Below are 26,811 nucleotides of genomic sequence, written 5' to 3' on the forward strand. Positions count from 1 at the left end.
AAGTATTAGAATCCCATCGTTCCACTGCCAGCTAAAATACCAAACATCCATTGCTGCATTTGTGGTGTAACTTCATTTTCAAAGTAATTCATTATTTCATCAGCACTCATGCTGCCTAAATCCTTCACATTTTCATCTTCTGGTATCTCTACACTGTCGATTGTTTTTCCATCTGTATTAATATGGAGTGCAAACATATCCTGGCTCAGGTTAGGGCTTTCAATGGAAAGATTATGCTCGGAACTCATTTGGTCATTGTCATAGGTGGAATTTCCTGCCCAGACCAGACTGCCGCCACCAGTTGACGGTTCTTCTATTGAAAAGATTCTTTCAAAATCACGCTTGTTATCACTCAAGGATTCTGTACCTTCATAGGAGAGGCTAAATTCATCTGCAGTCAAACTGATGAAATCATCAGCTTCATTACCCTCCCAAGATAGATTTCCTGAAATATTCAAGGTTCCTTCATCATAGGAATCGGCAAAACTAAGGTCATAATTGAAAAACTGATTAGTATCCTGCAGCAATTGGGAACCTTTAATGGCGAAACTGACGAGTTCGTCAGCAGATGGTCCCATTTCAACCTTAATGTCACGCTGTACGATTAAATCATTACTGATCCAGGATACAGCTGTTAAGCCATCAGGAATCTGAAAGTCTTTTACTCCTTCTTTTGCATCAGCCATCGCTGTTTCGTATTCAGTGATAAATTGGTCAATATCACTGTCCATAGGTGTTGGGCCAAATTGCAATGCCATTTGCTCACGCAGTATTTCTTTCACTTTGTCATCTTTTTCTAGTTTTTCAAATGTTTTTGTCAGAATCTCTTTTAGCTGATCCTCGGTTAGATGAAAGGTGATTTTATCTGCATCAAGGGACTCGCCATTCACTTTAATTGTTTCATTCTCCGATTTAAAAGCATCCTCCGGCAATTCATCATAAATCATTTTAGCATATTCTTCTTCAAGGTATTCTTGATCTTCTTCTGATAGCATACCATTTGAACCTTCGAATAAGTTTTCGAGATTCATAGTTTCTTCACCTGTAAACATATTCGGGTCAATTTCTTTCAGGAGTCCACCAAGATCTTCATCCTTCATTTGCAGCAGCTCTTCCAAAAATGGCAATCCAACCATCAGCTTTTCTGCTGTTACATAAAAGTTAATATCATTAATTTCCATTCCGCCGATATCAGCTTTCAATGCAGCAGTTGCCTGTTTGTTTTCCATATCTGCAGCACCTGTAATCGTAATTGTTGAATTATTGATAATCTGTGCTGGGTCTACAGCACCAAACCCGCCAGCCCCAAAATTGTCAGGAGCATTATATTCTGCCGAAAGTTCTATTGTAGATTCTGTTGGTGTGCTTTCAGTCTGTTCCATCCAATTCAATTCAGGTTCATAGCGCTCTTCAGCTTTTTCCACGATAAAGTCCAACGTGTTTTTTTCAGCCAAAAAAAACTTTTCCTTTTCCGAAAAATTCAGTAGTACAAAAGCAGCAGCCGCACCGCCTACAACAAGAACTGCAGCAGCAATAACAGCAATCAGTCCTTTGGAAAAGCCTTTCTTTTTTCCCCCATTGTTTAATGTTTCGTCCATCGTACTTTTCCCCTCTCTTTATGACTCTATAATTATATGTATTAGAAATGCAATCATCTCATTACTTGATGGCATCCTCACATTTTTATATCACTTAAAAATAATCTAGTCAAATGGTGCCACATTACTTTATATAAATACTGCTACGAAAGGCTTTTAATTATTTCGAATTCAAGATATAAATAAGGTTCTTTTAAACTATAAAAATTGTAAAATATGTAAATATATTTACATTATACCCATATATTAATCTATTTATCCTTGTTAAATTAGGTATTTTGGTTTAATTTTCAAAAAAAGGACAGATGCTTATACAACTGTCCCAAGAAATTTACTGTGTATTTGCTGCTTGTTTAACACCCTGTTCCAAGGCATCAACCATTTCCTGTTTTTCCTGTTCACCGGATTGCTGCCAGATTAATTCGAACAGTACTCCCAATCCAGGGAGCATTTTTTCTTCCCCTTTTTGGATGGCATCCACAATAGTCGCTTCCAGCTGATCCTGATTATTGCTGGAAATATTGGAGAGTATCGCTTTCCTTAAATTCAAATCCATGTAATCCACCTCTTTTTAAAAATATATTATAAGGATAGTTTGACCTGAATGGATGGAAATATGTATGATTAAAAAGAAAATAAGATCGTTTGTCTAATTGTACTTCATGGATTGCGTTGTCATTTGATGAAGATAGAAAAGATTTGTTGTAAGAGTTGATGTAAACTGTGACGTAATGAAAATATTTTTCTGTGATGTGTTTACTATGTGAATACTGGTTGGGTGCTAAAACTCGCTCCGGAAATACACTTCGTTAGTATCAGTTTACTGCTGATAATGAGCAATAATAATCAATACGAGCATAGAAGTATCTCACCAGTTCGGGTGAGCGCAGGGCGGTGACTCCTCGAAAAAGAAAAGCGCTTTTTCTTCGTGCGATGTCACGCTGACGTAGCATTTCTTGTCCTGCGGGAATAGCACGAGTCCAGACCTGAGCAGAGTGGTTTTCTCGAGGAGGCTGAGGCCGTGCCCAAAGGATGCGCATCCGCCCGGAGCGATCCCGGACGGCGATTATAGCAGATGCTAAGTAATTCGCAGTCTATAGAAACAATGACCAAAATAGTTACAATCCATATAAAAAATCAAAATAATAAGGATGAGTAAGATGATTACATCGGTAAAAAATGAAAAGGTGAAAGCATGGCGGAAGCTTCATAAAAAGAAATATAGAAATGAAAGGGAATCATTTTTGATTGAGGGCTATCATTTGTTGGAAGAAGCCTGGAAAAGTAATTGGGATGTAGTGGAAATCATTGTCCAGGTAGGCGCAGAACTGCCTGAATGGTGCAGGGATTTTCCAGTTGAAACGGTTAACAGTAATGTATTTCAGGATATTTCCCAAACAATCACACCTCAGGGCATAGCTGCGGAAATTAAAATGAGCAAACCAGAAAGCCAAACCGGTGATTATTTATTGCTGATTGATTCCATACAGGATCCCGGAAACCTGGGGACAATGATACGAACTGCTGATGCTGCAGGATTCGATGGAATAATTTTAGGTAATAATACAGTAGATTTATTTAATGACAAAGTCATTCGTGCAACACAAGGTTCACTTTTTCATATCCCGATTGTTCAGGCGAATTTAATAACAGAAATCAATCGATTGAAAAAGAATGACTATGATGTATGGGCCACAGCATTACATAATGCAGAAGTGTACACAAAAACAAAAGTAAATGAAAAAGTTGCACTGATCGTAGGGAATGAGGGGGCAGGTGTTGACGATGAATTATTGGAAATTGCTGATACAATCGTCAATATCCCGATTTACGGCAAGGCTGATTCCCTCAACGTAAGTGTAGCCGCAGGGATTTTAATGTATTATATAAAAAGTTAGAGTTGCATGCAGGCAGTAAATTATCTATAATATATATAATATTAATAAAGCATTGAAAGAGCCAGCTAACAATTTATCAGCGGTAAAGGGAGGAAATGTCCTTGACTGAAAGCATTTCTGCCGTATTAAATGTTATCATTTCACTCTGGAGCTGACACTGGGACCTTGTGTTTTTAACAAGTAAAGGTGTTCCGGATTAATTCCGTTAAGATTTTTTGAGTTGAACACAAAGGTTTGGTGTTCGAATACATTTCTGTTTTAGGAAATGTTTTGAACGTAAACGTGTTAATTAGGGTGGTACCGCGAAACAATAGCCTCGTCCCTTTTATGGGATAGGGGCTTTTTTTATTTAAGGAGGCATTATAGATGAAGGAACAATTGGAAGCATTACAGTCAGAAGCTTTAGAAAAAATCAAAGCAGCTGAAAACCTTAAGGAACTTCAGGAAATCAAAGTTGCTTATCTAGGAAAGAAAGGTTCCCTAACCAAGGTATTAAAAGGGATGGGGAAACTTACCAAGGAAGAACGTCCAGTGGTCGGTGAGATTGCCAATAGAGTTAGGGAATCGATCACAGAAGCATTGGAAAATAAGAGTGAGTTACTTGAAAAGAAAGCATTGGAGGAACAGCTGGAAAAAGAAGCAATTGATATTACACTGCCAGGCCGTCCTGTTAATGTAGGCGGACCTCATTTGCTGACATCCATCATCGAAGAGATAGAAGATTTATTTATCGGTATGGGATTCGAAGTTCGAGAAGGTCCAGAAGTAGAAACAGATTACTTTAACTTTGAGGCTTTGAATTTACCGCAAGGACATCCAGCAAGAGATATGCAGGATACATTTTATATTACAAATGAATTATTACTAAGAACACATACCTCTCCTGTTCAGGCAAGAACCATGCGTGAATATAAAGGAGAAAAGCCGGTGAAGATGATCTGTTCGGGTAAAGTATACCGTCGTGATACGGATGATGCGACCCACTCCCACCAGTTCACACAGATAGAAGGACTCTTTGTGGATAAAAATGTACGTATGAGTGACTTGAAAGGTATTCTGGACACTTTTGCCAAGAAAATGTTCGGACAGGAACGAAAAATCCGTCTTCGTCCCAGCTATTTTCCGTTCACAGAGCCTTCTGTTGAAATGGATATTTCCTGTAAGGTATGTAATGGAGATGGCTGTTCCGTATGTAAGGGAACCGGCTGGATTGAAATTTTAGGTGCTGGCATGGTTCATCCGAATGTACTGGAAATGGCAGGGTATGATCCTGATATTTATAGCGGATTTGCTTTTGGTATGGGACCTGAGCGAATTGCCATGCTGAAATATGGTGTTAATGATATCAGACAATTTTATACAAACGATATTCGATTCTTGAAACAGTATCATAAGGCGTAAGGAGGCAGCTGAATTATGTTAGTATCATTAAATTGGTTAAAAAATTATGTGGATATAGGAATGATCACTCCTGAAGAACTCGCAGAAAAAATTACAAAATCCGGGATTGAAGTTGAGGGCATTGAATATATAGCCGAGAAAAGTGAGAATGTTGTTGTCGGCTATGTGGAATCATGTGAAAAGCATCCAGATGCAGATAAATTAAATCTTTGCCAGGTGGATGTCGGTGAGGAAAAGCTTCAAATTATTTGCGGCGCACCAAATGTCGCTCAGGGGCAAAAAGTTGCTGTTGCAAAACCGGGCGCTGTATTGCCTGGTAACTTTAAAATTAAAAAAGTAAAACTGCGCGGAGTGGAATCAAATGGAATGATCTGTTCGTTGCAGGAGTTAGGTATTGAAGAAAAATATGTTCCTAAGGACGCTGTGGATGGTATATATGTTTTTCCGGATGAAGTTGCTGTCGGGGAAAGTGTAGAAACCTTGCTTAATTTGAATGATGCAGTGCTGGAATTTGATTTGACACCAAACCGGGCAGACGCTTTATCTATGCTGGGTGTTGCTTATGAGGTTGCTGCAATTCTAGATCAGCCATTGAATCTTCCTGATGAAGATGTGGAAGTGGCAGATGAAGATGCAAATCAGTATATTTCTGTAAAAGTAGAAGATAAAGAACTTAATCCATATTATGGGGCGTTTTTGATCAAAGATCTGGAAATAAAACCATCCCCGTTATGGATGAGCAATTATTTAATGGCAGCGGGAATCCGTCCAATTAATAATGTAGTTGACATTACAAACTTTGTATTGATGGAATACGGTCAGCCACTGCATGCATTTGATTATGACCGTCTTGAAACAGGGAAAATACTTGTGCGCCGGGCAAAACAAGAGGAGAAGCTTGTAACATTGGATGATCTGGAAAGAACTTTATCAGGAGACCATCTGGTTATAACAAATGGAGAAGAACCTGTAGCGCTTGCTGGTGTAATGGGCGGAGCAAGTACAGAGGTAAATGATAACACTACAACTGTTTTACTTGAAGCTGCTTATTTTGCACCTGCTGCTGTTCGGAAAACAGTAAGGGATACCGGATTACGGAGTGAATCAAGTACACGTTTTGAAAAGGGTATTGATCCAAACCGGGTAAGAAGAGCGGGACTGAGAGCATGCCAGCTCTTGCAAAAATATGCAGGGGGAGCAGTGCTGCAAAATGCAGTTGAATTTGATGAACTGGATCGAACTGAGAAAATCGTTGAAATGAATACAAATGAAATTAATAAAAGACTTGGAACTGAAATTTCATCAGAGGAAATCGTTCATATTTTAAAAAAACTCCGTTTCAACTTTGAACAAAACATTGATGATTTCATTGTTTATGCTCCAACGCGCCGGGGTGACATATCTATTTTCGAGGATATGCTGGAAGAAGTTGCGAGGATTTACGGCTATGATAACCTGCCTTTTACATTGCCTGCAGGGGCATCTCAAGCTGGGGCTTTAACTGCAAAACAGCAATTAAAACGTGATATTAAAAATTATCTGCAAGGTGCTGGACTGGTCGAGACAATTACGTATTCACTAACGAATGAAGAAAAGATCAGCAAGCTGATCAGCCCGGAAATTAAAGAACAAAACCCTGCTCCTGTGGCATTGGCAATGCCAATGAGCGAGGATCATAAATTCTTGCGCCTAAGTCAATTACCTGAACTCCTTGGCTCACTGGCATATAATGAAGCCAGAAACCAGTCGGATTTAGCTTATTATGAAATTGGGAAAATCTTTGTTTCTGATGAAAAAGGATTAACAAAACAACCTGAAGAGAATTTGCGTCTTTCTGGAGCGGTAACAGGTACATGGATAGAGCAGCCTTGGCAGCAAGAGAAAAAAGAGGTTGACTTTTACCTAGTGAAAGGCATCATGGAAGGACTATTCGATTTTCTGCAAATTCCAGTTGCATTTAAGCAGGAAAGCCTTTCGGATATGCACCCAGGCAGATGTGCGACGATTTTACTTGATGAAAAGGTAATTGGATTTATTGGCCAGCTGCATCCATTGCTTGAAAAACAAATAGATTTACAGGAAACCTACTTATTTGATGTGAACCTGGAAGAAGTATTTGCGGCATATTCAAACATTCCAGCTTACAGCCAAATTCCAAAATATCCATCCATTGCGAGAGACATTGCCTTTATTCTCGATGAAGAGGTTCAGGCAGGTGATGTGAAAGCGGTCATCGAAAAAAGCGGTGCACCACTTGTAATACAAGTTGGTATTTTTGATGTATACCAAGGAGAAAATATGCCTGAGGGCAAAAAGTCAATTGCCTATAGCTTATTGTATCAGCATCCTGAAAAAACATTAAAGGACGACGAGATAGAGGAATCCTTTAACCAAATTATTGAAACTGTAAATGAAAAATTCAACGCATATGTAAGGTCATAAACAAAAAGCGATGTGGCAAGAAGCCATATCGCTTTTTTACAGATATAATCTTGCTTTCTTCGTATTTGCAAAGTGTGTTTTAGCTATTTTATTTAGAAATGCATCACCTTTTACGGTTATAACTTCTGCAATTGTTTTATCCACTTTCTTGGATGCACCTTTTGGCAAAGTAATACCGGTCTGGTCTGAAAGCTTATCCATTTCGTTAAGAAAGCTGGTGCGTGCAATTATAGAGCCCGCTGCAACGGCGATAGAATAGCTTTCTGCCTTGGTTAGAAAGTAAGTTTTTTCGGTTAAGGATTCTTTCTCTGAAGCAATATGTCTATTATAAACAGCAGGTTCACAAAACTGATCGATTATAATTCCATCCCACGGTTTATTCTCGATTTTCTGAAGCAGTTTGCTGATTGCATGATGGTGAAGCATTGCCTTCATTTTTCCTTGAGTCCACCCGCCGCGTTGAAGGTTATTGTATTTTTCATTATGTAAAACGAGTAAGGAATAGGCTATGTTTTGTTTTATAATTTCTTTTGAAAGCTGACGGATAACAGGATCTGTCAGAGCTTTTGAATCCTTTACACCAAGACGCTTCAGCGTGTCAATTTGCTGCTGTTCAACATAAACTGCTGCAACGGTTATTGGTCCAAAATAATCGCCTGTACCTGCTTCATCTGAACCGATATGATTTTCATTAAATAATTTCTTTGGCGGAGCAAATTTACTGAAAGGCTTTGCAGCGGGTTTTGGTTTCTTATGTGCATTAGAGGTTCCGGACCCTTCAGCAGACCACTTTACTGCTTCTGTTTCCGGTGAACTGCCTTGAAATAGCACCTTGCCAGATTTATATGCAGTAATTACGGCGTGACTGGTTTTTGCTCGAAATACAGCTCCAGGCGGTGTTGCAGTAAGGGAATCGGTATAGCTAAGTTTCATTTTATTAATCGTTTCAAGTGGCAATACATAAACATTTTGTGGCATGCTAATCTCTCCAATACATTTTTCAGTATATTGACTATAGCAAAATATGAGAAATAATGAAATGCTTAAATAAAATCAGTTTCCTAATTGATAAAGTTCATGTTAATATAAGAAGGACAATTTTTTACAGGCAGGAGGGACTTCATTTGACACAAAATGACAAGGAACGCATTACAGTTGAAATACATAATAAGTCCTATACGATAATCGGAAACGAACCTGCTAGTCATGTTCGTCTGGTTGCAAGTCTGGTAGATCAGAAAATGAATGAAATAGAAAGTATGAATAAACATTTGGATACAACAAAATTAGCAGTGCTGACTGCCGTGAATACAATGAATGATTATTTAAAGCTGAAAGAGGAATATGCCTCATTGCTTGGTTCATTAAAAAAGAAAGAGGATTAGTAACTTATGGCTGATTTGATTATAATTTTATTACTGATATTCGGTTTATTAATGGGATTAAAAAGAGGACTCATCCTTCAATTGTTTCATCTTGCCGGATTTATTATCGCCTTTATTGTTGCCGCAATGTATTATGACGAAATTGGTCCAAGGCTCGCACTTTGGATTCCATATCCTGAAATATCTGATGAAAGTGCATGGGCGGACTTTTTAGAAGCATTGCCGCTTGAAAACGGTTTTTATAATGCAATAGCATTTGCAGTTATCTTTTTTGCTGTAAAAATTATTTTGCAAATCATAGCATCTATGCTTGATTTTGTAGCATCTTTACCTGTATTGAAATCAGTTAATAAGCTTCTTGGAGCTGTTTTTGGCTTTTTGGAAGTATACCTGCTGCTTTTCATTATTTTATATATTTTAGCCCTTACTCCAATTACCGGAATACAGAACTTGATTAATGATTCATCACTGGCATTATTTATGATAGAAGATACACCATATCTGTCTGAGAAAATAAAAGAACTGTGGTTTGCACATATAGCTGAAATGTTTAATTAAAGTGTGAACATCCTTTTAAACGATTATACTGCAAAAGACTGATTCAAAGTGTTAGTGATACAACTGTACGTCATGTACAATAGGTATTGGCTGCATCTGAATCAGTCTTTTTATTAGGAGTGGAAGATAAAAATGTCATTGAATAAAAAAGATATTATCACATTGATGGAAAAAATAGCAATATATATGGAATTAAAAGGGGAAAACCCGTTTAAAATATCTGCGTTTAGAAAGGCCGCGCAAGCTCTGGAAACGGATGATAGATCCCTGGATGAAATAGATGATTTCACGAAAATAAAAGGGATTGGCAAAGGGACAAGCACTGTGATAAATGAGTATATGGAAAATGGAGAATCCAAAACGCTTCAGGAACTGGAAAAAGAGGTTCCAGAGGGGTTGATCCCACTGCTGAATCTTCCAGGAGTCGGCGGTAAAAAGCTCTCGAAACTATACCAGGAACTTGGTGTTAAGGACGCTGAAACATTAAAACAAGCATGCGAAAATGGACAAGTTGAAAAACTCTCCGGATTTGGCAAAAAAACAGCTGAAAAAATTCTTGCAGCTTTAGAAGAAGCAGGAAAAAGGCCGGAGCGTCTGCCAATTGCCATGATTCTTCCATTAGCTGAGAAAATTGAAGCATATGTCAAAGAAATTTCTGATGTTGAGGATTTTTCCCGTGCGGGCAGTTTACGCAGGATGCGGGAAACTGTAAGGGATATTGATTTTATTATTGCAACTGAAAAGCCGGAAAAAGTACGTGATGCTTTATTGAAAATGGATAATATCAAGGAAGTAATTGCACAGGGAGATACGAAAGTTTCCGTTACACTTGATGATCTTTATGATATTAATGTTGATTTCAGGCTTGTAAGAAAAGATGAATTTGCTTCAACACTACATCATTTTACAGGTTCAAAAGATCATAATGTTGCAATGCGTCAGCTCGCAAAATCTCGTGGTGAGAAAATTAATGAATATGGAATTGAAATAGAGGAAACTGGAGAATTACTAACATTCTCATCTGAAAAGGACTTTTTTGATCATTTTAATTTAACCTATATCCCACCGGAAGTCAGGGAGAATACTGGTGAAATTGAAGCATTTGAAAAAAAGATAGAACTAGTTGAAATGAAAGATATACGCAGTGACTTGCATATGCATACAACCTGGAGTGATGGTGCACAGTCATTGGAGGAAATGGTAAATCAGGTCCGTGAAAAGGGCTATACACATATGGCTATAACTGATCACTCAAAATATTTGCGGGTAGCGAACGGACTAGATGAAACGCGATTAAGAAAGCAACGGGAGGAAATTGCTAGGCTGAACGATAAATACGAAGATATTCATATTTTTTCCGGAGTTGAAATGGATATCTTACCAGATGGAACACTGGATTTTTCTGATGAATTCCTAAAGGAAATGGACTATGTCATTGGTGCGATACATTCCAGTTTTAACCAAACCCAGGATAAAATCATGAATCGATTGTATGCAGCATTGGAAAATCCATATGTATCACTTATTGCACATCCTACTGGAAGGTTAATTGGAAGAAGAGCAGGCTATAATCCAGATGTTGAAAGGTTGATCGAACGTGCAAAAGAAACAAATACTGCACTTGAAATAAATGCAAACCCCAACAGATTAGATTTGTCATCAGAGTGGGCTCGAAAAGCACAAGCTGCTGGTGTAACAATAGCCATTAATACAGATGCCCATAATTACCAAATGCTTGATCATATGAAATATGGCGTTGGTGTGGCAAGAAAGGCCTGGCTTGAAAAAGAAACAGTTATAAATACATGGTCAAAAGAGAAACTTATGGATTACTTTAACCGTAATAAATAAAAGAAACAGCATAAACCACTATATTTAGAAACAAACACATAAAGGAGTACGTATGCATGAATGATAGAATTCTCCGTGTACTGGAATTTAATAAAATAATTGAACAGTTAAACAGTCAGGCAGCTACAACACTCGGTAAAGATCTTGTTTCCCGCCTGAAACCATCTGCTGATATTGACGAGGTTAAAATGCTGCAGGAAGAAACGGATGAAGCTGCCCAGATTGTCCGGCTTAATGCCGCTATTCCTCTAGGGGGGATTGTTGATATCCGAGCGAGTCTTAAGCGAAGTGCCATTGGCGGTATTTTAACTACCGGGGAATGTCTGGATGTTTCTACAACAATTTATGGAGGCAGACAGGTTAAGAATTTTATTGATAATCTCGAAGAAGAATTGCCAATTTTAGCAGGTCAAGTTGAACAAATCACACCACTGAGAGAATTGGAAACCCATATCAACAGCTGTATTGATGATCATGGGCATGTAATGGACAGTGCTTCACATAGGCTCCGAAGCATTCGTTCCTCGATCCGCACATTTGAAAGCAGAGTCCGTGATAAATTGGAAAGTTATACAAGGTCAAACAGTAATATGCTATCAGATGCGATCATTACCATCCGCAATGATCGTTACGTGCTGCCTGTGAAACAGGAATACCGTGGATCGATTGGTGGAATTGTCCATGACCAGTCAGCATCAGGTCAGACGTTATTTATGGAGCCAAAGGCTGTAGTGGATTTAAATAATCAGCTGCAGGAAGCGGCAATAAAGGAAAAACAGGAAATTGAAAAAATTTTAAAGGAATTAAGTGAGCATATTGCGTCAGAGGAAGCACCATTATATGAAAATGTGAAGGTACTGGCAAAAATCGATTTTATGTTTGCCAGAGCAAAGTTAGCAAGTAAAATGAAAGCAGCAAAACCGAAAATTAATAATAAGGGTTTCATTAAAATGCAGCAGGCAAGACATCCGCTGATTCCAATGGATGAGGTTGTTGCAAATGATATTGAGATAGGTGAGACATATACATCGATTGTAATTACAGGTCCGAATACCGGGGGAAAGACTGTAACATTAAAAATGGTTGGTTTATGTACATTAATGGCACAATCAGGTTTGCAGATGCCTGCACTGGATGGCTGTGAAATGGCAGTTTTTGACGATATATTTGCTGATATCGGGGATGAACAATCGATTGAGCAGAATTTAAGTACATTTTCTTCCCATATGACCAACATTGTTAAGATTATAAATAAAGTTGATGATAATTCTTTGGTTTTATTTGATGAATTAGGTTCCGGAACAGATCCACAGGAAGGTGCAGCCCTGGCAATGTCTATTTTAGATGAAGTTGTCTCGAGAAATGCACGGGTAATTGCAACTACGCATTACCCTGAATTAAAAGCTTATGGATACAACCGGGAGAATGTTATTAATGCATCCGTTGAATTTGATGTAGAGACACTGCAGCCAACCTATCGTTTATTAATCGGTGTTCCCGGCCGAAGCAATGCATTTGATATTTCCAAGCGGCTGGGACTTGATGACAAAATAATCGACAGAGCAAAAGGCCATATCGGCGTTGATTCCAAAAGTGTTGAAAACATGATCGCCTCATTGGAAAAATCGCAGCTGAATGCGGAAAAGGATTATCAGGAAGCACATCAAACCCTGCTCGATAGCGAAAAACTCCGCGAAGAACTAGAAAAAGAGTGGACGCAGCTGGAACAGAAACGAGAGAGGTTATATAAAAAAGCTGAAGAAAAAGCAGAAAAAGCGTTAAACAAAGCACGGGCAGAAGCGGAATTTATTGTAGAAGAAATCCGCAAAATGAAAACAACTGCTGGAATGAAAGAGCATGAATGGATTGAGGCAAGGAAAATGCTTGAGGAAGCTAAGCCAAGCCTGTCTGCCAAACCAAAAGAAAAACAGGCCGGGAGAAAATCTGAAACGAAGGAATTGCAGCCTGGGGATGAAATAAAGCTTTTAACTGCCAATCAAAAAGGTGAAGTATTAGAAAAAGTAAATGAAAATGAATACATGGTACAGGTTGGAATTATGAAAGTAAAAGTGAAACGAAATGATTTGCAGTTAATTGGCAAACAAAAACAAACGATCGAAAAGCCGTTGGCCACTATCAAAGGTTCTAACTATCATGTGAGCACAGAACTCGATCTTCGCGGGGAAAGATTTGAGGATGCCTTATTAAAGCTGGAAAAGTATATTGATGACGCACTGCTGGCAGGATATCCGAAAGCTTTTATTATACATGGAAAAGGTACTGGAGCGCTCCGGAAAGGTGTTCAGGAATTTGTGAAAAAGCATCCCCGAATCGCTTCCGCAAGAGCAGGTTCAATGGGGGAGGGAGGAAGCGGTGTAACCGTAATCGAGTTGAAATAATTGCAGGGTCCAGTAATTGGTGGATAGCTGGATACTCTGTCTATCAGCTATCCGATGGGAATGGCTTAGTGATTATTGGTATTTGGAGAGAAAGCGGAAAGGAATGTTCTGCAGATGAATGATTTCTGGGAAAATATTATTGTGGAAACAGCCGCAAGATACAGTGTGGTAATTTTATGTACGATTGTATTTTTGGCTGTTTTCGAACTTGTTACAAGCTATAAAAACTGGTCGGAAATTAAAAGTGGAAATTTTGCAGTAGCAATGGCAACTGGTGGAAAAATCTTTGGGATTGCAACAATTTTCCGCTATTCCATAGAACATAATGACACAATGCTGCAAAGTATCGGCTGGGGAACAATTGGTTTCATTTTGCTTTTATTAGGATATTTCATTTTTGAGTTTTTGACACCAACCATTAATATTGATGAAGAAATTGGCAAGGGGAATAAAGCGGTTGGTTTTATTTCCATGATGATTTCGATTGGGTTATCATTTGTTATCGGTGCAAGTATTGGATAAGGGGAGATTATTATGGTTTTGGAAAGACTGGCTAAAATTATGATCGTTGTAGCAATTATATTTTTAATTGTAGGGGTCATTTATATGATTAAATAAAAAATATTACGTAAAATTTCAAAAAATAGAAATTAATCGGTATAATGATGATAAAATAGTAATAAAGGAGGAGAATTTATGTCAAACGAAAAAATGTGGCATACACATTATCCATCAGAAATACCAACAAGCATCACGTATGACAGAAAGCCCTTACATGCCTATTTGGATGCAAGTGCTGAACGTTACGGAGAAAAGAAAGCGCTTTATTTTATGGGAAAGGAAATGAGTTTCAGACAGCTTCAGAGCGAAGCACGAAAAATGGCGCGTTATATGCAGTCACTTGGACTAAAAAAAGGGGATAAGGTTGCAATCATGCTTCCAAACTGTCCACAGGGAGTAATCAGTTATTACGCAGCCCTCATGTCCGGTGCAATTGTTGTACAGACAAATCCGCTGTATACAGAGCGGGAACTGGAATATCAGCTCAAGGATTCTGATGCCAAGGTAATTGTATGTCTGGATATTCTTTTGCCGCGGGTAACAAATGTACGTGGAAATACATCTGTGCAGCATACGATTGTTACAGGTATTAAGGATTATCTGCCATTTCCAAAGAATCTTATTTATCCATTTATTCAAAAGAAGCAATATAATATGGTTGTAAAAGTCGAACAGAGTGAAGAAACCCATGTCTGGAATAAAATGATCGAACAATCTTCAGAGGATTATCAACAGGTAGATGTTAACCCTGAGAAAGACCTGGCATTGCTGCAATATACCGGTGGAACTACTGGGTTTCCAAAAGGTGTAATGCTGACACACTATAATCTGGTGGCAAATGTCCAGATGTGCAAAGCCTGGTTATATAAAACGAAGGAAGCACAGGAAGTAGTACTAGGCGTTTTGCCGTTCTTCCATGTGTATGGAATGACTACGGTAATGAATATGTCTATTATGCAAGGCAATAAAATGATTTTAATGCCAAAATTTGATGCAGAAGATGTGCTGAAAACAATTCATAAACAAAAACCAACCTTATTTCCTGGAGCACCAACAATTTATATTGGTCTGTTAAATCATCCAGATTTATCGAAATATGATCTGTCATCCATTGAAGCATGTATAAGCGGGTCTGCTCCATTGCCTGCTGAAGTGCAGGAAAGTTTTGAGAAGGTGACAGGTGGAAAACTGGTGGAAGGATATGGTCTTACTGAAACATCTCCGGTAACCCACGCAAATTTTGTCTGGGCTAATCGGATAAATGGAAGTATTGGGGTTCCATGGCCTGATACCGATTCTAAAATATTCAAAATGGAAACAGCGGAAGAAGCTGAGGTTGGTGAAGTTGGAGAAATTGCAGTTAAAGGACCGCAGATAATGCAAGGATATTGGAATAATCAGGAAGAGACAGATAATGTGTTAAAAGACGGCTGGCTATTTACAGGTGATTTAGGCTATATGGATGAAAACGGGTATTTCTATGTGGTCGATCGAAAGAAAGATATGATCATTGCCGGGGGCTATAATATTTATCCAAGAGAAGTGGAAGAAGTTTTATATGAACACGAAGCAGTACTTGAAACAGTGGTGGCCGGAATACCTGATCCATACCGCGGAGAGACAGTAAAAGCCTATGTTGTATTGAAAGAAGGGCATTCGATAAGTGAAGATGAACTTAATACCTATTGCAGAAAACATCTGGCAGCATACAAAGTTCCAAGAATATATGAATTTCGGGATGAACTGCCAAAAACAGCCGTTGGAAAAATTTTAAGAAGAAAGCTGGTTGATGAAGAAAAAGAAAAACAGCTTGAAGATAGCAATACAATATGAGCGTAATGCTCTTTTTTTCCATAAGCATGTACAAGCTGCCAGTTGACAGTTTACTAAGGAGACGTTAGAATAAAAATATGAATGACTATTCATTCAGTTTAGTCCATAAACGCTGTCAGATGTGAGGGAAGTAAAATGAAGAAGAACAAACCGAAGTATAATCAGATCATCGAAGCTGCAGTTGAAGTTATTGCAGATAATGGATACCATGCATCACAAGTATCCAAAATTGCAAAAAAAGCAGGGGTGGCGGACGGGACAATTTATCTTTATTTTAAAAATAAGGAAGATATCCTGGTTTCGGTGTTTGAAGAAAAAATGGGGCAATTTATAGAACAAATTGCTGAAAGCATTACAAACAAGAAAAATGCAGAAGATAAATTGCTTACATTAATTGAAATGCATTTACGCCAGCTTTCAGATGATCATAATCTTGCTATTGTTACCCAGCTTGAACTGCGCCAGTCCAATACTGTTTTACGATTGCAGATAAATGAGGTTTTAAAACCTTATTTAGTAGTAATTGACACAATTATTAAAGAAGGTATGGAAGAAAAGTTATTTCGTCCGGGCTTGAACACACTTCTCGTACGGCAAATGATATTTGGCACGCTTGATGAGATAGTCACTAATTGGGTTATGAAAGAACGAAAATATAACCTGCTCAATCAGGCATCGCATATTCATAATTTACTAATAAGTGCTATTTCAAAATAATAAACAAGTTTAAAATTTTATGTATTTAATTTATAATAGAGAAAAAAGGGGGTATAAGCGTTGGAGACAATTGCATATGAACTGAAAAATAATGTTGCATACTTAACAATTCAAAGTCCGCCTGCAAATGCATTATCTAGTAATCTATTGCAGGATCTTGCCAGGTATCTTGATAATGTTGAGCAGCAGGAGGAAGCCAAGGCAATTGTTTTAACAGGAGAGGGAAAATTCTTCTCAGCTGGAGCAGATATAAAAGAATTCACATCATTGCAGAACGCATCTGATTATGAATCTTTGTCCGTTAAGGGGCAGGAGTTATTTGATAGAATAGAAGGTTTCCAGATTCCTGTAATTGCTGCAATTCATGGAGCTGCTTTGGGTGGAGGGTTAGAGCTTGCAATGGCCTGTCACATTAGAATTGTTGCTGAAAATGCGAAATTAGGATTACCTGAGCTTTCTTTGGGCATTATTCCTGGTTTTGCAGGGACACAAAGATTGCCACAATATGTTGGGACTGCAAAAGCATATGAAATGATTCTTTCAGGTGAACCAATAAGCGGAAGCGAAGCAAGTGTGCTGGGGCTGGCAAATAAAGCGGTTGCTGAAGAAGAATTAATCAAAGAAACTGTAAAGCTGGCAGAGAAAATAGCAGCTAAAAGCAAACCATCAATTAACCGTGTAATGAAACTGATTCCATTTGCAAAAACAGAACAATTCGCTGCCGGCACAAAAGCTGAAGCAAAAATGTTTGGCGAAATATTTGGTTCTGAAGATGCAAAAGAAGGTGTGCAGGCCTTCATGGAAAAAAGAAAACCTAGCTTCAAAGATAAATAGGTAAAGGGAGGATTATTATATGAATATCTATGTTCTGTTAAAAAAGACGTTTGATACAGAGGAGAAGATAGCTGTATCTGGTGGCAAAATTGAAGATGATGGTGCTGAATTTATTATTAATCCGTATGATGAATATGCTGTGGAAGAAGCAATAAACCAGCGTGATGCACATGGCGGTGAAGTGACAGTAGTAACAATTGGGGATGAAGATTCCGAAAAGCAGCTGCGTACGGCTCTTGCTATGGGAGCAGATAAAGCAGTTTTGATAAATACTGAAGATGATTTGGAAGATGGTGATCAATTTACTACAGCTAAAATTTTAGAGGCTTATTTTGAAGATAAAGAAGCCGATCTGATTTTGGCGGGAAATGTGGCAATTGATGAAGCAAGCGGACAAGTAGGACCGAGATTGGCTGAGTATTTGGGAATTCCATATGTGACAACCATTACTGACCTGAAAATTGATGGAGAAAATGCAACCATCGAAAAGGATGTTGAAGGAGACGTTGAAATAATAGAAACCAGCCTTCCGTTACTTGTTACGTGTCAGCAAGGGCTAAATGAACCAAGATATCCTTCATTGCCAGGAATCATGAAAGCGAAAAAGAAACCGCTTGAAGAGCTTGAGATTGATGATCTGGATTTAGAAGAAGAAGATGTAGAACCAAAAACAAAAACAATCGAAATCTTTTTGCCTCCAGAAAAAGAAGCAGGAAAAGTTCTGGAAGGTGAAGTTTCAGATCAGGTAAAAGAACTTGTATCATTACTTAAAAATGAAAAGAAAGTATTATAGATTCTTAAACAGGAAGGAGAATTGACATGACCGAAAAAATACTGGTTATTGGGGAAGCAAGGGATGGAGAATTACGTAATGTATCATTTGAAGCAATCGCTGCTGCGAAAAAGATAAATGCTGATGGAGAAATCGTGGGGGTTATCTGCGGAAATGAAGACTTAAAAAGTCAGGCACAGGAAATGATCTATTATGGCGTTGACCGTGTAGTAACAATTCAGCACGATAATTTGGAAACGTATACATCAGAAGGGTATGGACAGGCTTTGCTGACAGTCATAAATGAAGAATCTCCTGATGGAATTGTCATGGGACATACATCTGCAGGAAAAGATTTATCACCAAAGCTTGCAACTAAATTAGAAACAGGATTGATTTCTGATGCTGTGGCTTTAGAATCTGATGGGGATAAAGTTCAATTTACCAGACCGATATATTCCGGAAAAGCATTTGAAAAGAAAATAATAACAAGCGGGCTGACATTTGTTACCATCAGACCGAATAATATCCCGGCACTTGAGCGTGATGAATCACGTTCGGGCGATATCAGTTCAAAAGATGTAGATGTTACTGATATCCGTACAGTCATTAAAGATGTTATACGAAAAGCATCAGAAGGTGTGGATTTATCTGAGGCGAATGTTATTGTAGCAGGCGGACGTGGTGTGAAAAGTGCTGACGGCTTTAAGCCATTATATGAATTGGCTGAGGTTTTAGGAGGTGCGGTAGGTGCTTCGCGCGGGGCATGTGATGCAGATTACTGTGACTACTCTCTGCAAATTGGCCAGACAGGAAAAGTAGTAACACCGGATTTATATATTGCAGTAGGAATTTCCGGAGCAATCCAGCATCTCGCTGGTATGTCTAACTCGAAAGTAATTGTAGCGATTAATAAAGATGCAGAATCAAATATATTTAATGTAGCTGATTACGGTATTGTAGGTGACTTATTCGAAGTTATTCCACTTCTAATTGAAGAAATTAAGAAAATTAAACAATAAATGCTTAAAGAAACCTGATCACACTGCTGATTAGGTTTCTTTAATGAAGTATAAACGTCGCTAAACAGACACTTACGTATTTATTTTTAAGCAAACTATTCGCAAGTATAAATCAACGATGATATACTCATCTTAAGAATTAATGCTTGATGAAGGAGGAAAAATAAATGGCAATTGTAAATGTAACTGATCAAAATTTCACAGAAGAAACTTCTAAAGGTCTAGTATTGGCTGATTTTTGGGCGCCTTGGTGTGGTCCTTGTAAAATGATTGCTCCAGTTCTCGAAGAAATTGATGGAGAAATGGAAGAAAAAGTTCAAATCGTAAAACTTGATGTAGATGAAAATCAGGAAACTGCTGGTAAATTTGGTGTGATGAGCATACCGACATTATTGCTTTTCAAAGATGGTAATGTTGTAGATCAGGTAATCGGTTTTCAGCCAAAAGAAGCACTAGTTGATTTAATTAACAAACATGCCTAATGCGTGTATAATAGAATTATGAATGAAAGCCAAAGAATCCCTTGTTGCCTCATGTAACAAGGGATTTTTATCGCAAAGGAATGAGAACCTGCTATGAATCAGTTGATAAAAGAAAAATTAGCTGTTTTGCCTGCACAGCCTGGCTGCTACCTAATGAAAGATAAACATAATACAATTATTTATGTTGGCAAATCCAAGCTCTTAAAAAATCGGGTGAGGTCCTATTTCACTGGTGCCAATGACCGAAAAACTCAACGATTGGTTCAGGAAATCAGAGACTTTGAATATTTTGTAACATCTTCAGAGATAGAAGCACTTATTTTAGAAATGAATTTAATTAAAAAATATGATCCTAAATACAATGTGATGCTAAAGGATGACAAATCCTATCCTTATTTAAAAATAACCTCCGAGCGGCATCCGCAATTATTGATTACAAGAAAGCTGAAAAAAGATAGAGGAAAGTATTTTGGACCTTATCCAAATGTAATAGCAGCTAAGGAAACGAAAAAGCTGCTCGACCGTTTATACCCGTTGAGAAAATGCAATAATCCGCCCGGACGGCCATGCCTTTATTATCATATGGGGCAGTGTCTTGCCTGCAGTGAACAGCCACCTCCAAAAGAAACATATAAAGAAATCGTGCAAAGTATAACTTCTTTTTTAAATGGAGGATATAAAGGAATTAAAAAAGACTTGAGTGAAAAAATGTATGAGGCCAGTGAACAGCTAAATTTTGAGCGGGCGAAAGAACTGCGTGATCAAATCCAGCATATTGAAATTGTCATGGAACAGCAGAAAATGACGCTAAATGAACAGAGAGACATTGATATTTTCGGATTTAGTGTGGATAAGGGCTGGATATGTATTCAGACATTCTTTGTCAGGCAGGGAAGTCTGATAGAAAGGGATGTAGCGATTTTTCCATTTTTTGATTCTCCGGAAGAAACATTTGTCAGCTATATAGGCAGGTTTTACCTTCACCAGAATCACCTAAAACCAAAACAAATTCTTGTGCCAATTGGAACAGACGATGAATTACTTAAAGAACTACTGCAAATCGATGTTCACACACCATACAGAGGCCGTAAAAAAGATTTAGTTGAGCTGGCAAAGAAAAATGCATCCATCGCCCTGACTGAGAAGTTTTCTTTAATTGAACGGGATGAAGCACGGACGATTTTAGCTGTCGAACAATTAGGGGAAATATTAAATATAGAAATACCACATCGAATAGAGGCCTTTGATAATTCCAATATCCAGGGTACTGATCCCGTCTCAGCAATGGTAGTTTTTACAGACGGCAAGCCAGATAAAAAAGAATACCGTAAATATAAAATTAAAGATGTTGAAGGCCCGGATGACTATGAAACAATGAGAGAAGTTATCCGGAGAAGATATACGAGAGTATTAAAAGAAAATCTTCCGCTACCGGATTTAATTATTGTGGATGGTGGAAAAGGGCAAATGAGTTCAGCAATTGATGTATTGGAAAATGAATTGGGACTCGACATTCCTTTAGCCGGGTTGGCGAAGGATGATAAACATAAGACAAGTGAACTGCTATATGGGGAACCGCCTATGGTAATCCCACTGTCAAGACAGTCCCAGGAATTTTATCTCGTTCAGCGAATACAGGACGAGGTACACAGATTTGCAATTTCATTTCATCGTCAGCTTCGCGGGAAAAGTTTATTCCAATCGGAACTTGACAAAATACCCGGGATTGGCGAAAAACGCAGAAGACTGCTTTTAACTCATTTTAAGTCCATCAATGAAATAAAAAATGCTGCTTTAGAAGAAATCACCAAATTGGGCATTCCGAAGAATATTGCAGAAGAGATTGGTAAGCATTTAAAGCAAAAAGAGAATAAGAGGTAAGTCTAAAAGATCGTTGTTTTTGACATGAAATCTATAAACTGCGACGTAATTACTCTGTTGATTTCAACTTCGGACGGATGTTTCGCGGGTTGAACGGATTATCAGGATTTGGGGTACTTCTCTGAGCCCAACAGCTAGAAAACAATAGCCAACGGTCACATAGAGCGCTTCTCTGGGCCCAAACAACCAGAAACAAGTTGCCACCGGTCACATAGAGCGACTCTCTAAGCCCGAACAACCAGAAACAAGTAGCCACCCGTCACATAGAGCGACTCTCTGTGCCCAAATAGCCAGAAACAAGTTGCTACTGGTCACATAGAGCGACTCTCTAAGCCCGAACAACCAGAAACAAGTTGCCACTCGTCACATAGAGCGGCTCTTTGTGCCCAAATAGCCAGAAACAAGTTGCTAGTGGTCACATAGAGCGACTCTCTAAGCCCAAATAGCCAGAAATAAGTAGCCACCGGTCACATAGAGCGCTTCTCTGGGCCCAAACAACCAAAAACAAGTTTCTATCGGTCACATAGAGAGTGGCTGATATGAGAAGAATGGTTATATTTCCTGAGCGGCCGATGGAATTATCATCGCCGGTTTTAGTTCGTAGTTTACATCAACTGCGTGGATTTAAAATCAACAAATTTATGATATGAGCCTAAGTAAAAAAACTGCAACTCTAAAATTATCTGGAGTGCAGTTTTTTATATTATTTAATACTTGTAAATACAACCTTCAATTCAACCTGATGTATTTTATAATTGATTTCTTCTACACATTCATATTCAGTTTCATTGATCAGCTGCAGGGCTTCTGCAAGAAATCCTGCTTCCAGGCGAAAATCATCAAAAGAAGCTTGCAGGCGTTCAGCAACAGAATCTGCCATCAGATGAAAAATAAGTTCTTTCTTTTTTTCTTTTATTAATTCCAGTCGTCCCCAGCCTAATCTATCAAAAATATAAACAATATCTTCTATTGTATCAATCTCCAGTTTTCTCGCCAGGTCTTTTCCCATGAAATATAAGAGAGTATCAGACTGATCACCCAGTATTTCAGGCAAACTAACGTACCGCAGGATATCATAACCTGCCCCGGCTGTATTTAGTTCATCTAAAAGGGAAATGGGTAATAGCTCTGTTTTTTTAGACATGCTGTTCATCCTTTCATTGGGAAGCAATCGTTGTGCCCACATTAAAATGTTTACTATAGTATACTTATCATATTATCTATTTTATCCAATGATTTCGCAAGCATCTTTGTAAATCTATTATTGGACAAATTGATATGCTATTTATCACATTACAAAATTTTGATGTCCCCTTATCTTGACGCTTTTTGATGTTAGAAGTACAATAAATATGTCACAAATTGTACAATTCTTAAATCAGCTGGATTTCGCCTTTGAAATTCATTGTATATGAGAATTGTGAAAAATGAATTGAACAGTCAAACTAAGGGGGGTAACACATGGCAGAGCATCGTGAGTTTTTTAGCAGAAGATTACACTCACTATTAGGCGTGATTCCAATTGGAATATTTCTGGTTCAGCACTTAGTGGTGAATCATTTTGCTGTGTACGGTGAAGAAAGCTTTAACAAGGCAGCAGGTTTTATGGCAGGGCTTCCATTCGTTTTACTTTTGGAAACTTTTGTAATCTATCTGCCTATTTTGTTTCATGCAGTTTTAGGGGTATACATTGTTTTTGTAGCAAGAAATAATCCTCGAAACTATGGATATTTCCGTAACTGGATGTTCTATCTGCAGCGAATTACCGGAATCATTACATTAGTCTTTATTGCGTGGCATGTATGGGAAACTCGTATTCAGATTGGAATGGGAAATGTAGAATTAAATTACAGCCTGATGGAAAATATTCTATCAAATCCATTCATGTTCTGGTTCTACATTATTGGTGTAATTTCTGCTGTATTCCATTTTTCAAATGGATTATGGAGCTTTTTGGTATCCTGGGGTATTACACAGTCGCCAAAATCACAAAAAATCGCTACATACGCAACAGTGCTTGTATTTTTAGCAGTAAGCTATCTTGGTGTCAGAACACTAATTCAATTTGCTTACGGAGCTTAGTTTAAAGAAATAAGGGAGTGAGTCAGTATTATGGGTAATCGTAAAATCGCTATTGTCGGCGGAGGGCTTGCCGGCTTAATGGCAGCAATAAAAGCAGCGGAGGCAGGAGTCAATGTTGATCTCTTTTCCATTGTTCCTGTTAAACGCTCTCACTCTGTATGTGCCCAAGGTGGTATAAATGGTGCGGTTAATACAAAAGGGGAAGGGGATTCTCCTGACATCCACTTTGATGATACAGTTTATGGCGGAGATTTCCTTGCAAATCAGCCGCCTGTAAAAGCAATGTGTGATGCTGCACCGAGTATTATTAATATGCTGGATCGTATGGGTGTCATGTTTAACCGTACACCAGAAGGCTTGCTTGATTTCCGTCGATTTGGCGGTACACAGCACCACCGTACAGCATATGCGGGGGCAACTACAGGGCAGCAGCTATTGTATGCCTTGGATGAACAGGTTCGCCGTTATGAAGTAGAAGGCCTCGTAACAAAATACGAGGGATGGGAATTTGTTGAAGCAGTAATTGATGAAGATGGTGTTGGAAGAGGTATTGTAGCTCAAAGCATTACATCACATGAAATTAAAGCTTTCCCTTCTGATGCTACTATTTTTGCAACCGGGGGCCCGGGGATCATATTTGGAAAATCAACAAACTCCATGATAAATACCGGATCTGCTGCAAGTATGCTTTATCAGCAGGGTGCTAAATATGCGAATGGGGAATTTATTCAAATTCATCCGACAGCAATTCCCGGTGATGATAAATTACGTCTTATGAGTGAATCCGCCCGTGGTGAGGGTGGACGCATCTGGACATATAAAGATGGAGAACCATGGTACTTCCTTGAGGAAAAATATCCTGCTTACGGAAACCTGGTACCTCGTGATATTGCTACACGTGAAATATTTGATGTTTGTGTAAACCAGAAACTTGGTATAAATGGGGAAAATATGGTTTATCTTGACCTTTCACATAAAGATCCAAAAGAATTGGATATTAAGCTTGGCGGAATCATTGAAATCTATGAGAAATTTGTTGGGGAAGACCCACGAAAAGTACCAATGAAAATATTCCCTGCGGTTCACTATTCAATGGGCGGATTATGGGTTGATTATGATCAAATGACAAGCATCCCTGGAATCTTTGCCTGTGGAGAATGTGATTATTCACAGCATGGAGGAAACCGCTTAGGTGCGAATTCACTGCTATCCGCGATTTATGGTGGTTCAGTGGCAGGGCCTAGTGCGATTAACTATGTTGATGGCCTTGATAAACATGTTGATGATATTGATCCGGAATTATTTGAAACAAAAGAAAAAGTAGAACAAGAGAAATTCGAAGCACTTATGAAAATGGATGGCGAAGAAAATGCTTATCAAATCCATAAGGAGCTTGGTGAGTGGATGACTGACAACGTTACAGTTGTTAGAAAAAATGAAAACCTGCTGAAAACAGATGAGAAAATTAAAGAACTTCTGGAGCGCTTTGAGAATATTAACATTAATGATACATCACGCTGGAGCAATCAGGGTGTAATGTTTACACGCCAGCTTAAGAACATGCTGCATTTAGCACGTGTGATTACAATTGGTGCATATAACCGTAATGAAAGCCGCGGTGCACATTATAAGCCTGATTTCCCTAAACGTAATGATGAAGAATGGCTGAAAACTACTATTGCTGAATTCGATAAAGAGACGGAATCACCAGTATTTTCATTTGAAGAGGTTGATACTTCATTGATTCCGCCACGTGAACGTGACTATACTAAAAAACACTAATGGGGGAGGAAAATAGAATGGCTGAGCAAAGTACTGTAACATTTATTATAACCCGTCAGGACAGCCCTGATTCTGCTCCTTACCAGGAAACATTCAATATTCCATATCGTAAAAATATGAATGTTATTTCCGGCTTAATGGAAATTCGCAGAAATCCAATAAATGCGGATGGAGAAAAAACAACTCCTATTTATTGGGATATGAACTGTCTGGAAGAAGTTTGTGGAGCATGTTCCATGGTAATCAATGGTACGGCAAGACAATCCTGCGCTGCACTTGTTGACCAGCTGGAACAGCCAATTCGACTGGAACCAATGTCAACATTCCCTGTCGTACGTGATTTAATTGTAGACCGTGAACGGATGTTTGATGCTTTAAAACAAATTAAAGCATGGATTCCTATTGATGGTACGTATGATCTTGGACCAGGTCCGCGTATGCCTGAGAAAAAACGTCAATGGGCATATGAATTATCTAAATGTATGTCTTGTGGTGTGTGTCTGGAGGCTTGTCCAAATGTAAATGATAAATCTAACTTTATCGGACCAGCCGCACTGTCACAGGCTCGACTATTTAATGCACATCCGACTGGTGAAATGAACGCGAGTGAGAGACTTCACGGCTTAATGGAAGATGGCGGGATTGATGGATGCGGAAATGCACAAAACTGTGTGCAGGTCTGTCCAAAAGGGATTCCACTGACCACATCTATTGCAGCAATGAACCGTGCTACAAATATTCAGGCATTTAAAGACTTCTTTGGAAGTGACAATGCACATTAATAAGCAATAAATCCGAAATTGCCTGGCCTCTGCAACTTTACGCAGGGGCCACTTTTCTTATATTTGGAGGGGAAGCACATTGAAATCGATAACATACATTGAAGAAATAAATGAGTGGCGTTCAGAATTCAAATTTTCGATTCCGATAAACATTCGGTTTTCTGAAACAGATATGTTTGGCCATGTAAATAATGTGTCTGTTTTTATTTATTTTGAAGAAGCACGCATAGAATTTTTAAAATCCCTCGGTTTATTTGGTGATGTAACTAGTGATGAAGGGGTGCCGATTGTTGCAGATCTGCAATGTGATTATCTGAAACAGATGTATTTTAATGATAGTGTTCAACTCTTTGCAAAAGCCAATCATGTTGGCAGCACATCGATTGATATTCACTATATGGCAATTAATGACAGGGATGAGATTACAGTTACCGGCAGAGGCAGATTGGTATATGTTAATCCGAATACTGGAAAACCAGTCCCATTAAGTGAATCTATGAAAGATAAGCTCTTAGAGGCTTAATAAAGGTG

General features: G+C 38.4%; 23 protein-coding genes. 19 read left to right on the plus strand and 4 right to left on the minus strand.

What is annotated here, in order from left to right; translation table 11 throughout:
- Positions 1 to 5: 5 nt before the first annotated feature.
- Both CIL03_RS01120 and sspI read right to left on the minus strand, forming a co-directional pair.
- Entirely contained in the window at positions 6 to 1,598 is a 1,593-nt protein-coding gene (locus tag CIL03_RS01120) for a DUF6583 family protein (RefSeq protein ID WP_094883373.1), read from the minus strand.
- Positions 1,599 to 1,929: 331 nt separating this feature from the next.
- Entirely contained in the window at positions 1,930 to 2,154 is a 225-nt protein-coding gene (gene sspI / locus CIL03_RS01125) for a small acid-soluble spore protein SspI (protein ID WP_094883374.1), read from the minus strand.
- A gap of 604 nt (positions 2,155 to 2,758) precedes the next feature.
- Here sspI and CIL03_RS01130 point away from each other — a divergent pair.
- The 3 genes from CIL03_RS01130 to pheT all read left to right on the plus strand — a co-directional run bounded on the left by CIL03_RS01130 (position 2,759) and on the right by pheT (position 7,339).
- On the plus strand, positions 2,759 to 3,496 hold the full coding sequence (locus CIL03_RS01130) for a TrmH family RNA methyltransferase (RefSeq protein WP_094883375.1): 738 nt from the start codon (positions 2,759 to 2,761) through the stop codon (positions 3,494 to 3,496).
- 366 nt (positions 3,497 to 3,862) lie between these two features.
- A complete protein-coding gene (gene pheS, locus CIL03_RS01135) occupies positions 3,863 to 4,897 on the plus strand; it encodes a phenylalanine--tRNA ligase subunit alpha (RefSeq protein WP_094883376.1) in 1,035 nt (344 codons plus the stop codon).
- A gap of 15 nt (positions 4,898 to 4,912) precedes the next feature.
- Positions 4,913 to 7,339, plus strand: a complete 2,427-nt coding sequence (gene pheT / locus CIL03_RS01140; protein ID WP_094883377.1) for a phenylalanine--tRNA ligase subunit beta — start codon at positions 4,913 to 4,915, stop codon at positions 7,337 to 7,339.
- A gap of 36 nt (positions 7,340 to 7,375) precedes the next feature.
- Here pheT and rnhC read toward each other — a convergent pair whose 3' ends face one another.
- Complete coding sequence (gene rnhC, locus CIL03_RS01145; protein ID WP_094883378.1) at positions 7,376 to 8,317, minus strand: ribonuclease HIII; 942 nt, start codon at positions 8,315 to 8,317, stop codon at positions 7,376 to 7,378.
- Between the two features lie 146 nt (positions 8,318 to 8,463).
- Here rnhC and zapA point away from each other — a divergent pair, with 146 nt between their 5' ends.
- From zapA to uvrC, 12 genes are all read left to right on the plus strand, one after another.
- Positions 8,464 to 8,724 carry a cell division protein ZapA gene (gene zapA, locus CIL03_RS01150; RefSeq protein ID WP_094883379.1) on the plus strand — a complete coding sequence of 87 codons (261 nt, stop codon included), beginning with the start codon at positions 8,464 to 8,466 and terminating at the stop codon, positions 8,722 to 8,724.
- Between the two features lie 6 nt (positions 8,725 to 8,730).
- Entirely contained in the window at positions 8,731 to 9,282 is a 552-nt protein-coding gene (locus CIL03_RS01155) for a CvpA family protein (protein ID WP_094883380.1), read from the plus strand.
- Between the two features lie 132 nt (positions 9,283 to 9,414).
- On the plus strand, positions 9,415 to 11,133 hold the full coding sequence (polX, locus tag CIL03_RS01160) for a DNA polymerase/3'-5' exonuclease PolX (protein WP_094883381.1): 1,719 nt from the start codon (positions 9,415 to 9,417) through the stop codon (positions 11,131 to 11,133).
- Positions 11,134 to 11,189: 56 nt separating this feature from the next.
- Positions 11,190 to 13,532, plus strand: a complete 2,343-nt coding sequence (locus CIL03_RS01165) for an endonuclease MutS2 (RefSeq protein ID WP_094883382.1) — start codon at positions 11,190 to 11,192, stop codon at positions 13,530 to 13,532.
- A gap of 114 nt (positions 13,533 to 13,646) precedes the next feature.
- On the plus strand, positions 13,647 to 14,054 hold the full coding sequence (locus tag CIL03_RS01170) for a DUF350 domain-containing protein (RefSeq protein ID WP_094884408.1): 408 nt from the start codon (positions 13,647 to 13,649) through the stop codon (positions 14,052 to 14,054).
- A gap of 174 nt (positions 14,055 to 14,228) precedes the next feature.
- Positions 14,229 to 15,926: a long-chain-fatty-acid--CoA ligase gene (locus CIL03_RS01175; RefSeq protein WP_094883383.1), complete on the plus strand. Its 1,698-nt coding sequence runs from the start codon at positions 14,229 to 14,231 to the stop codon at positions 15,924 to 15,926.
- 135 nt (positions 15,927 to 16,061) lie between these two features.
- A complete protein-coding gene (locus CIL03_RS01180; protein ID WP_094883384.1) occupies positions 16,062 to 16,643 on the plus strand; it encodes a TetR/AcrR family transcriptional regulator in 582 nt (193 codons plus the stop codon).
- Positions 16,644 to 16,703: 60 nt separating this feature from the next.
- Positions 16,704 to 17,477 carry an enoyl-CoA hydratase gene (locus CIL03_RS01185; RefSeq protein WP_094883385.1) on the plus strand — a complete coding sequence of 258 codons (774 nt, stop codon included), beginning with the start codon at positions 16,704 to 16,706 and terminating at the stop codon, positions 17,475 to 17,477.
- A gap of 19 nt (positions 17,478 to 17,496) precedes the next feature.
- A complete protein-coding gene (locus tag CIL03_RS01190) occupies positions 17,497 to 18,270 on the plus strand; it encodes an electron transfer flavoprotein subunit beta/FixA family protein (protein WP_094883386.1) in 774 nt (257 codons plus the stop codon).
- A gap of 26 nt (positions 18,271 to 18,296) precedes the next feature.
- Positions 18,297 to 19,271, plus strand: coding sequence for an electron transfer flavoprotein subunit alpha/FixB family protein (locus CIL03_RS01195; protein ID WP_094883387.1), 975 nt, complete (start codon positions 18,297 to 18,299; stop codon positions 19,269 to 19,271).
- Between the two features lie 167 nt (positions 19,272 to 19,438).
- Complete coding sequence (gene trxA, locus CIL03_RS01200) at positions 19,439 to 19,753, plus strand: thioredoxin (protein WP_094883388.1); 315 nt, start codon at positions 19,439 to 19,441, stop codon at positions 19,751 to 19,753.
- Between the two features lie 93 nt (positions 19,754 to 19,846).
- Positions 19,847 to 21,634 (plus strand): excinuclease ABC subunit UvrC, encoded by a 1,788-nt coding sequence (gene uvrC / locus CIL03_RS01205; RefSeq protein WP_094883389.1) that lies wholly within the window; start codon positions 19,847 to 19,849, stop codon positions 21,632 to 21,634.
- A gap of 703 nt (positions 21,635 to 22,337) precedes the next feature.
- Here the strand turns inward: uvrC and CIL03_RS01210 are convergent.
- A complete protein-coding gene (locus CIL03_RS01210) occupies positions 22,338 to 22,778 on the minus strand; it encodes a YslB family protein (protein ID WP_094883390.1) in 441 nt (146 codons plus the stop codon).
- A gap of 317 nt (positions 22,779 to 23,095) precedes the next feature.
- On the opposite strand from CIL03_RS01210, the gene CIL03_RS01215 reads away from it, so the two are divergent.
- From CIL03_RS01215 to CIL03_RS01230, 4 genes are all read left to right on the plus strand, one after another.
- Positions 23,096 to 23,716 (plus strand): succinate dehydrogenase cytochrome b558 subunit, encoded by a 621-nt coding sequence (locus CIL03_RS01215; RefSeq protein WP_094883391.1) that lies wholly within the window; start codon positions 23,096 to 23,098, stop codon positions 23,714 to 23,716.
- Between the two features lie 30 nt (positions 23,717 to 23,746).
- Positions 23,747 to 25,498, plus strand: coding sequence for a succinate dehydrogenase flavoprotein subunit (gene sdhA / locus CIL03_RS01220; protein WP_094883392.1), 1,752 nt, complete (start codon positions 23,747 to 23,749; stop codon positions 25,496 to 25,498).
- Positions 25,499 to 25,515: 17 nt separating this feature from the next.
- Positions 25,516 to 26,280 (plus strand): succinate dehydrogenase iron-sulfur subunit, encoded by a 765-nt coding sequence (sdhB, locus tag CIL03_RS01225; RefSeq protein WP_094883393.1) that lies wholly within the window; start codon positions 25,516 to 25,518, stop codon positions 26,278 to 26,280.
- Between the two features lie 79 nt (positions 26,281 to 26,359).
- On the plus strand, positions 26,360 to 26,803 hold the full coding sequence (locus tag CIL03_RS01230; RefSeq protein ID WP_094883394.1) for an acyl-CoA thioesterase: 444 nt from the start codon (positions 26,360 to 26,362) through the stop codon (positions 26,801 to 26,803).
- Positions 26,804 to 26,811: the final 8 nt, after the last annotated feature.

The sequence above is a fragment of the Virgibacillus indicus genome (genome assembly GCF_002266285.1).
Taxonomy (GTDB): Bacteria; Bacillota; Bacilli; order Bacillales; family Amphibacillaceae; genus Virgibacillus_K; species Virgibacillus_K indicus.

What these genes read in the sequence shown, in the direction of transcription:
- pheT (WP_094883377.1), top strand. Translation starts at nt 4,913, where the DNA reads ATGTTAGTATCATTAAATTGGTTAAAAAATTATGTGGATATAGGAATG.
- uvrC (WP_094883389.1), top strand. Translation starts at nt 19,847, where the DNA reads ATGAATCAGTTGATAAAAGAAAAATTAGCTGTTTTGCCTGCACAGCCT.
- CIL03_RS01130 (WP_094883375.1), top strand. Translation starts at nt 2,759, where the DNA reads ATGATTACATCGGTAAAAAATGAAAAGGTGAAAGCATGGCGGAAGCTT.
- polX (WP_094883381.1), top strand. Translation starts at nt 9,415, where the DNA reads ATGTCATTGAATAAAAAAGATATTATCACATTGATGGAAAAAATAGCA.
- CIL03_RS01190 (WP_094883386.1), top strand. Translation starts at nt 17,497, where the DNA reads ATGAATATCTATGTTCTGTTAAAAAAGACGTTTGATACAGAGGAGAAG.
- rnhC (WP_094883378.1), bottom strand. Translation starts at nt 8,317, where the DNA reads ATGCCACAAAATGTTTATGTATTGCCACTTGAAACGATTAATAAAATG.
- CIL03_RS01165 (WP_094883382.1), top strand. Translation starts at nt 11,190, where the DNA reads ATGAATGATAGAATTCTCCGTGTACTGGAATTTAATAAAATAATTGAA.
- CIL03_RS01215 (WP_094883391.1), top strand. Translation starts at nt 23,096, where the DNA reads ATGGCAGAGCATCGTGAGTTTTTTAGCAGAAGATTACACTCACTATTA.
- sdhB (WP_094883393.1), top strand. Translation starts at nt 25,516, where the DNA reads ATGGCTGAGCAAAGTACTGTAACATTTATTATAACCCGTCAGGACAGC.
- CIL03_RS01170 (WP_094884408.1), top strand. Translation starts at nt 13,647, where the DNA reads ATGAATGATTTCTGGGAAAATATTATTGTGGAAACAGCCGCAAGATAC.
- CIL03_RS01120 (WP_094883373.1), bottom strand. Translation starts at nt 1,598, where the DNA reads ATGGACGAAACATTAAACAATGGGGGAAAAAAGAAAGGCTTTTCCAAA.
- CIL03_RS01210 (WP_094883390.1), bottom strand. Translation starts at nt 22,778, where the DNA reads ATGTCTAAAAAAACAGAGCTATTACCCATTTCCCTTTTAGATGAACTA.
- CIL03_RS01175 (WP_094883383.1), top strand. Translation starts at nt 14,229, where the DNA reads ATGTCAAACGAAAAAATGTGGCATACACATTATCCATCAGAAATACCA.
- pheS (WP_094883376.1), top strand. Translation starts at nt 3,863, where the DNA reads ATGAAGGAACAATTGGAAGCATTACAGTCAGAAGCTTTAGAAAAAATC.
- CIL03_RS01195 (WP_094883387.1), top strand. Translation starts at nt 18,297, where the DNA reads ATGACCGAAAAAATACTGGTTATTGGGGAAGCAAGGGATGGAGAATTA.
- CIL03_RS01180 (WP_094883384.1), top strand. Translation starts at nt 16,062, where the DNA reads ATGAAGAAGAACAAACCGAAGTATAATCAGATCATCGAAGCTGCAGTT.
- sspI (WP_094883374.1), bottom strand. Translation starts at nt 2,154, where the DNA reads ATGGATTTGAATTTAAGGAAAGCGATACTCTCCAATATTTCCAGCAAT.
- CIL03_RS01155 (WP_094883380.1), top strand. Translation starts at nt 8,731, where the DNA reads ATGGCTGATTTGATTATAATTTTATTACTGATATTCGGTTTATTAATG.
- sdhA (WP_094883392.1), top strand. Translation starts at nt 23,747, where the DNA reads ATGGGTAATCGTAAAATCGCTATTGTCGGCGGAGGGCTTGCCGGCTTA.
- trxA (WP_094883388.1), top strand. Translation starts at nt 19,439, where the DNA reads ATGGCAATTGTAAATGTAACTGATCAAAATTTCACAGAAGAAACTTCT.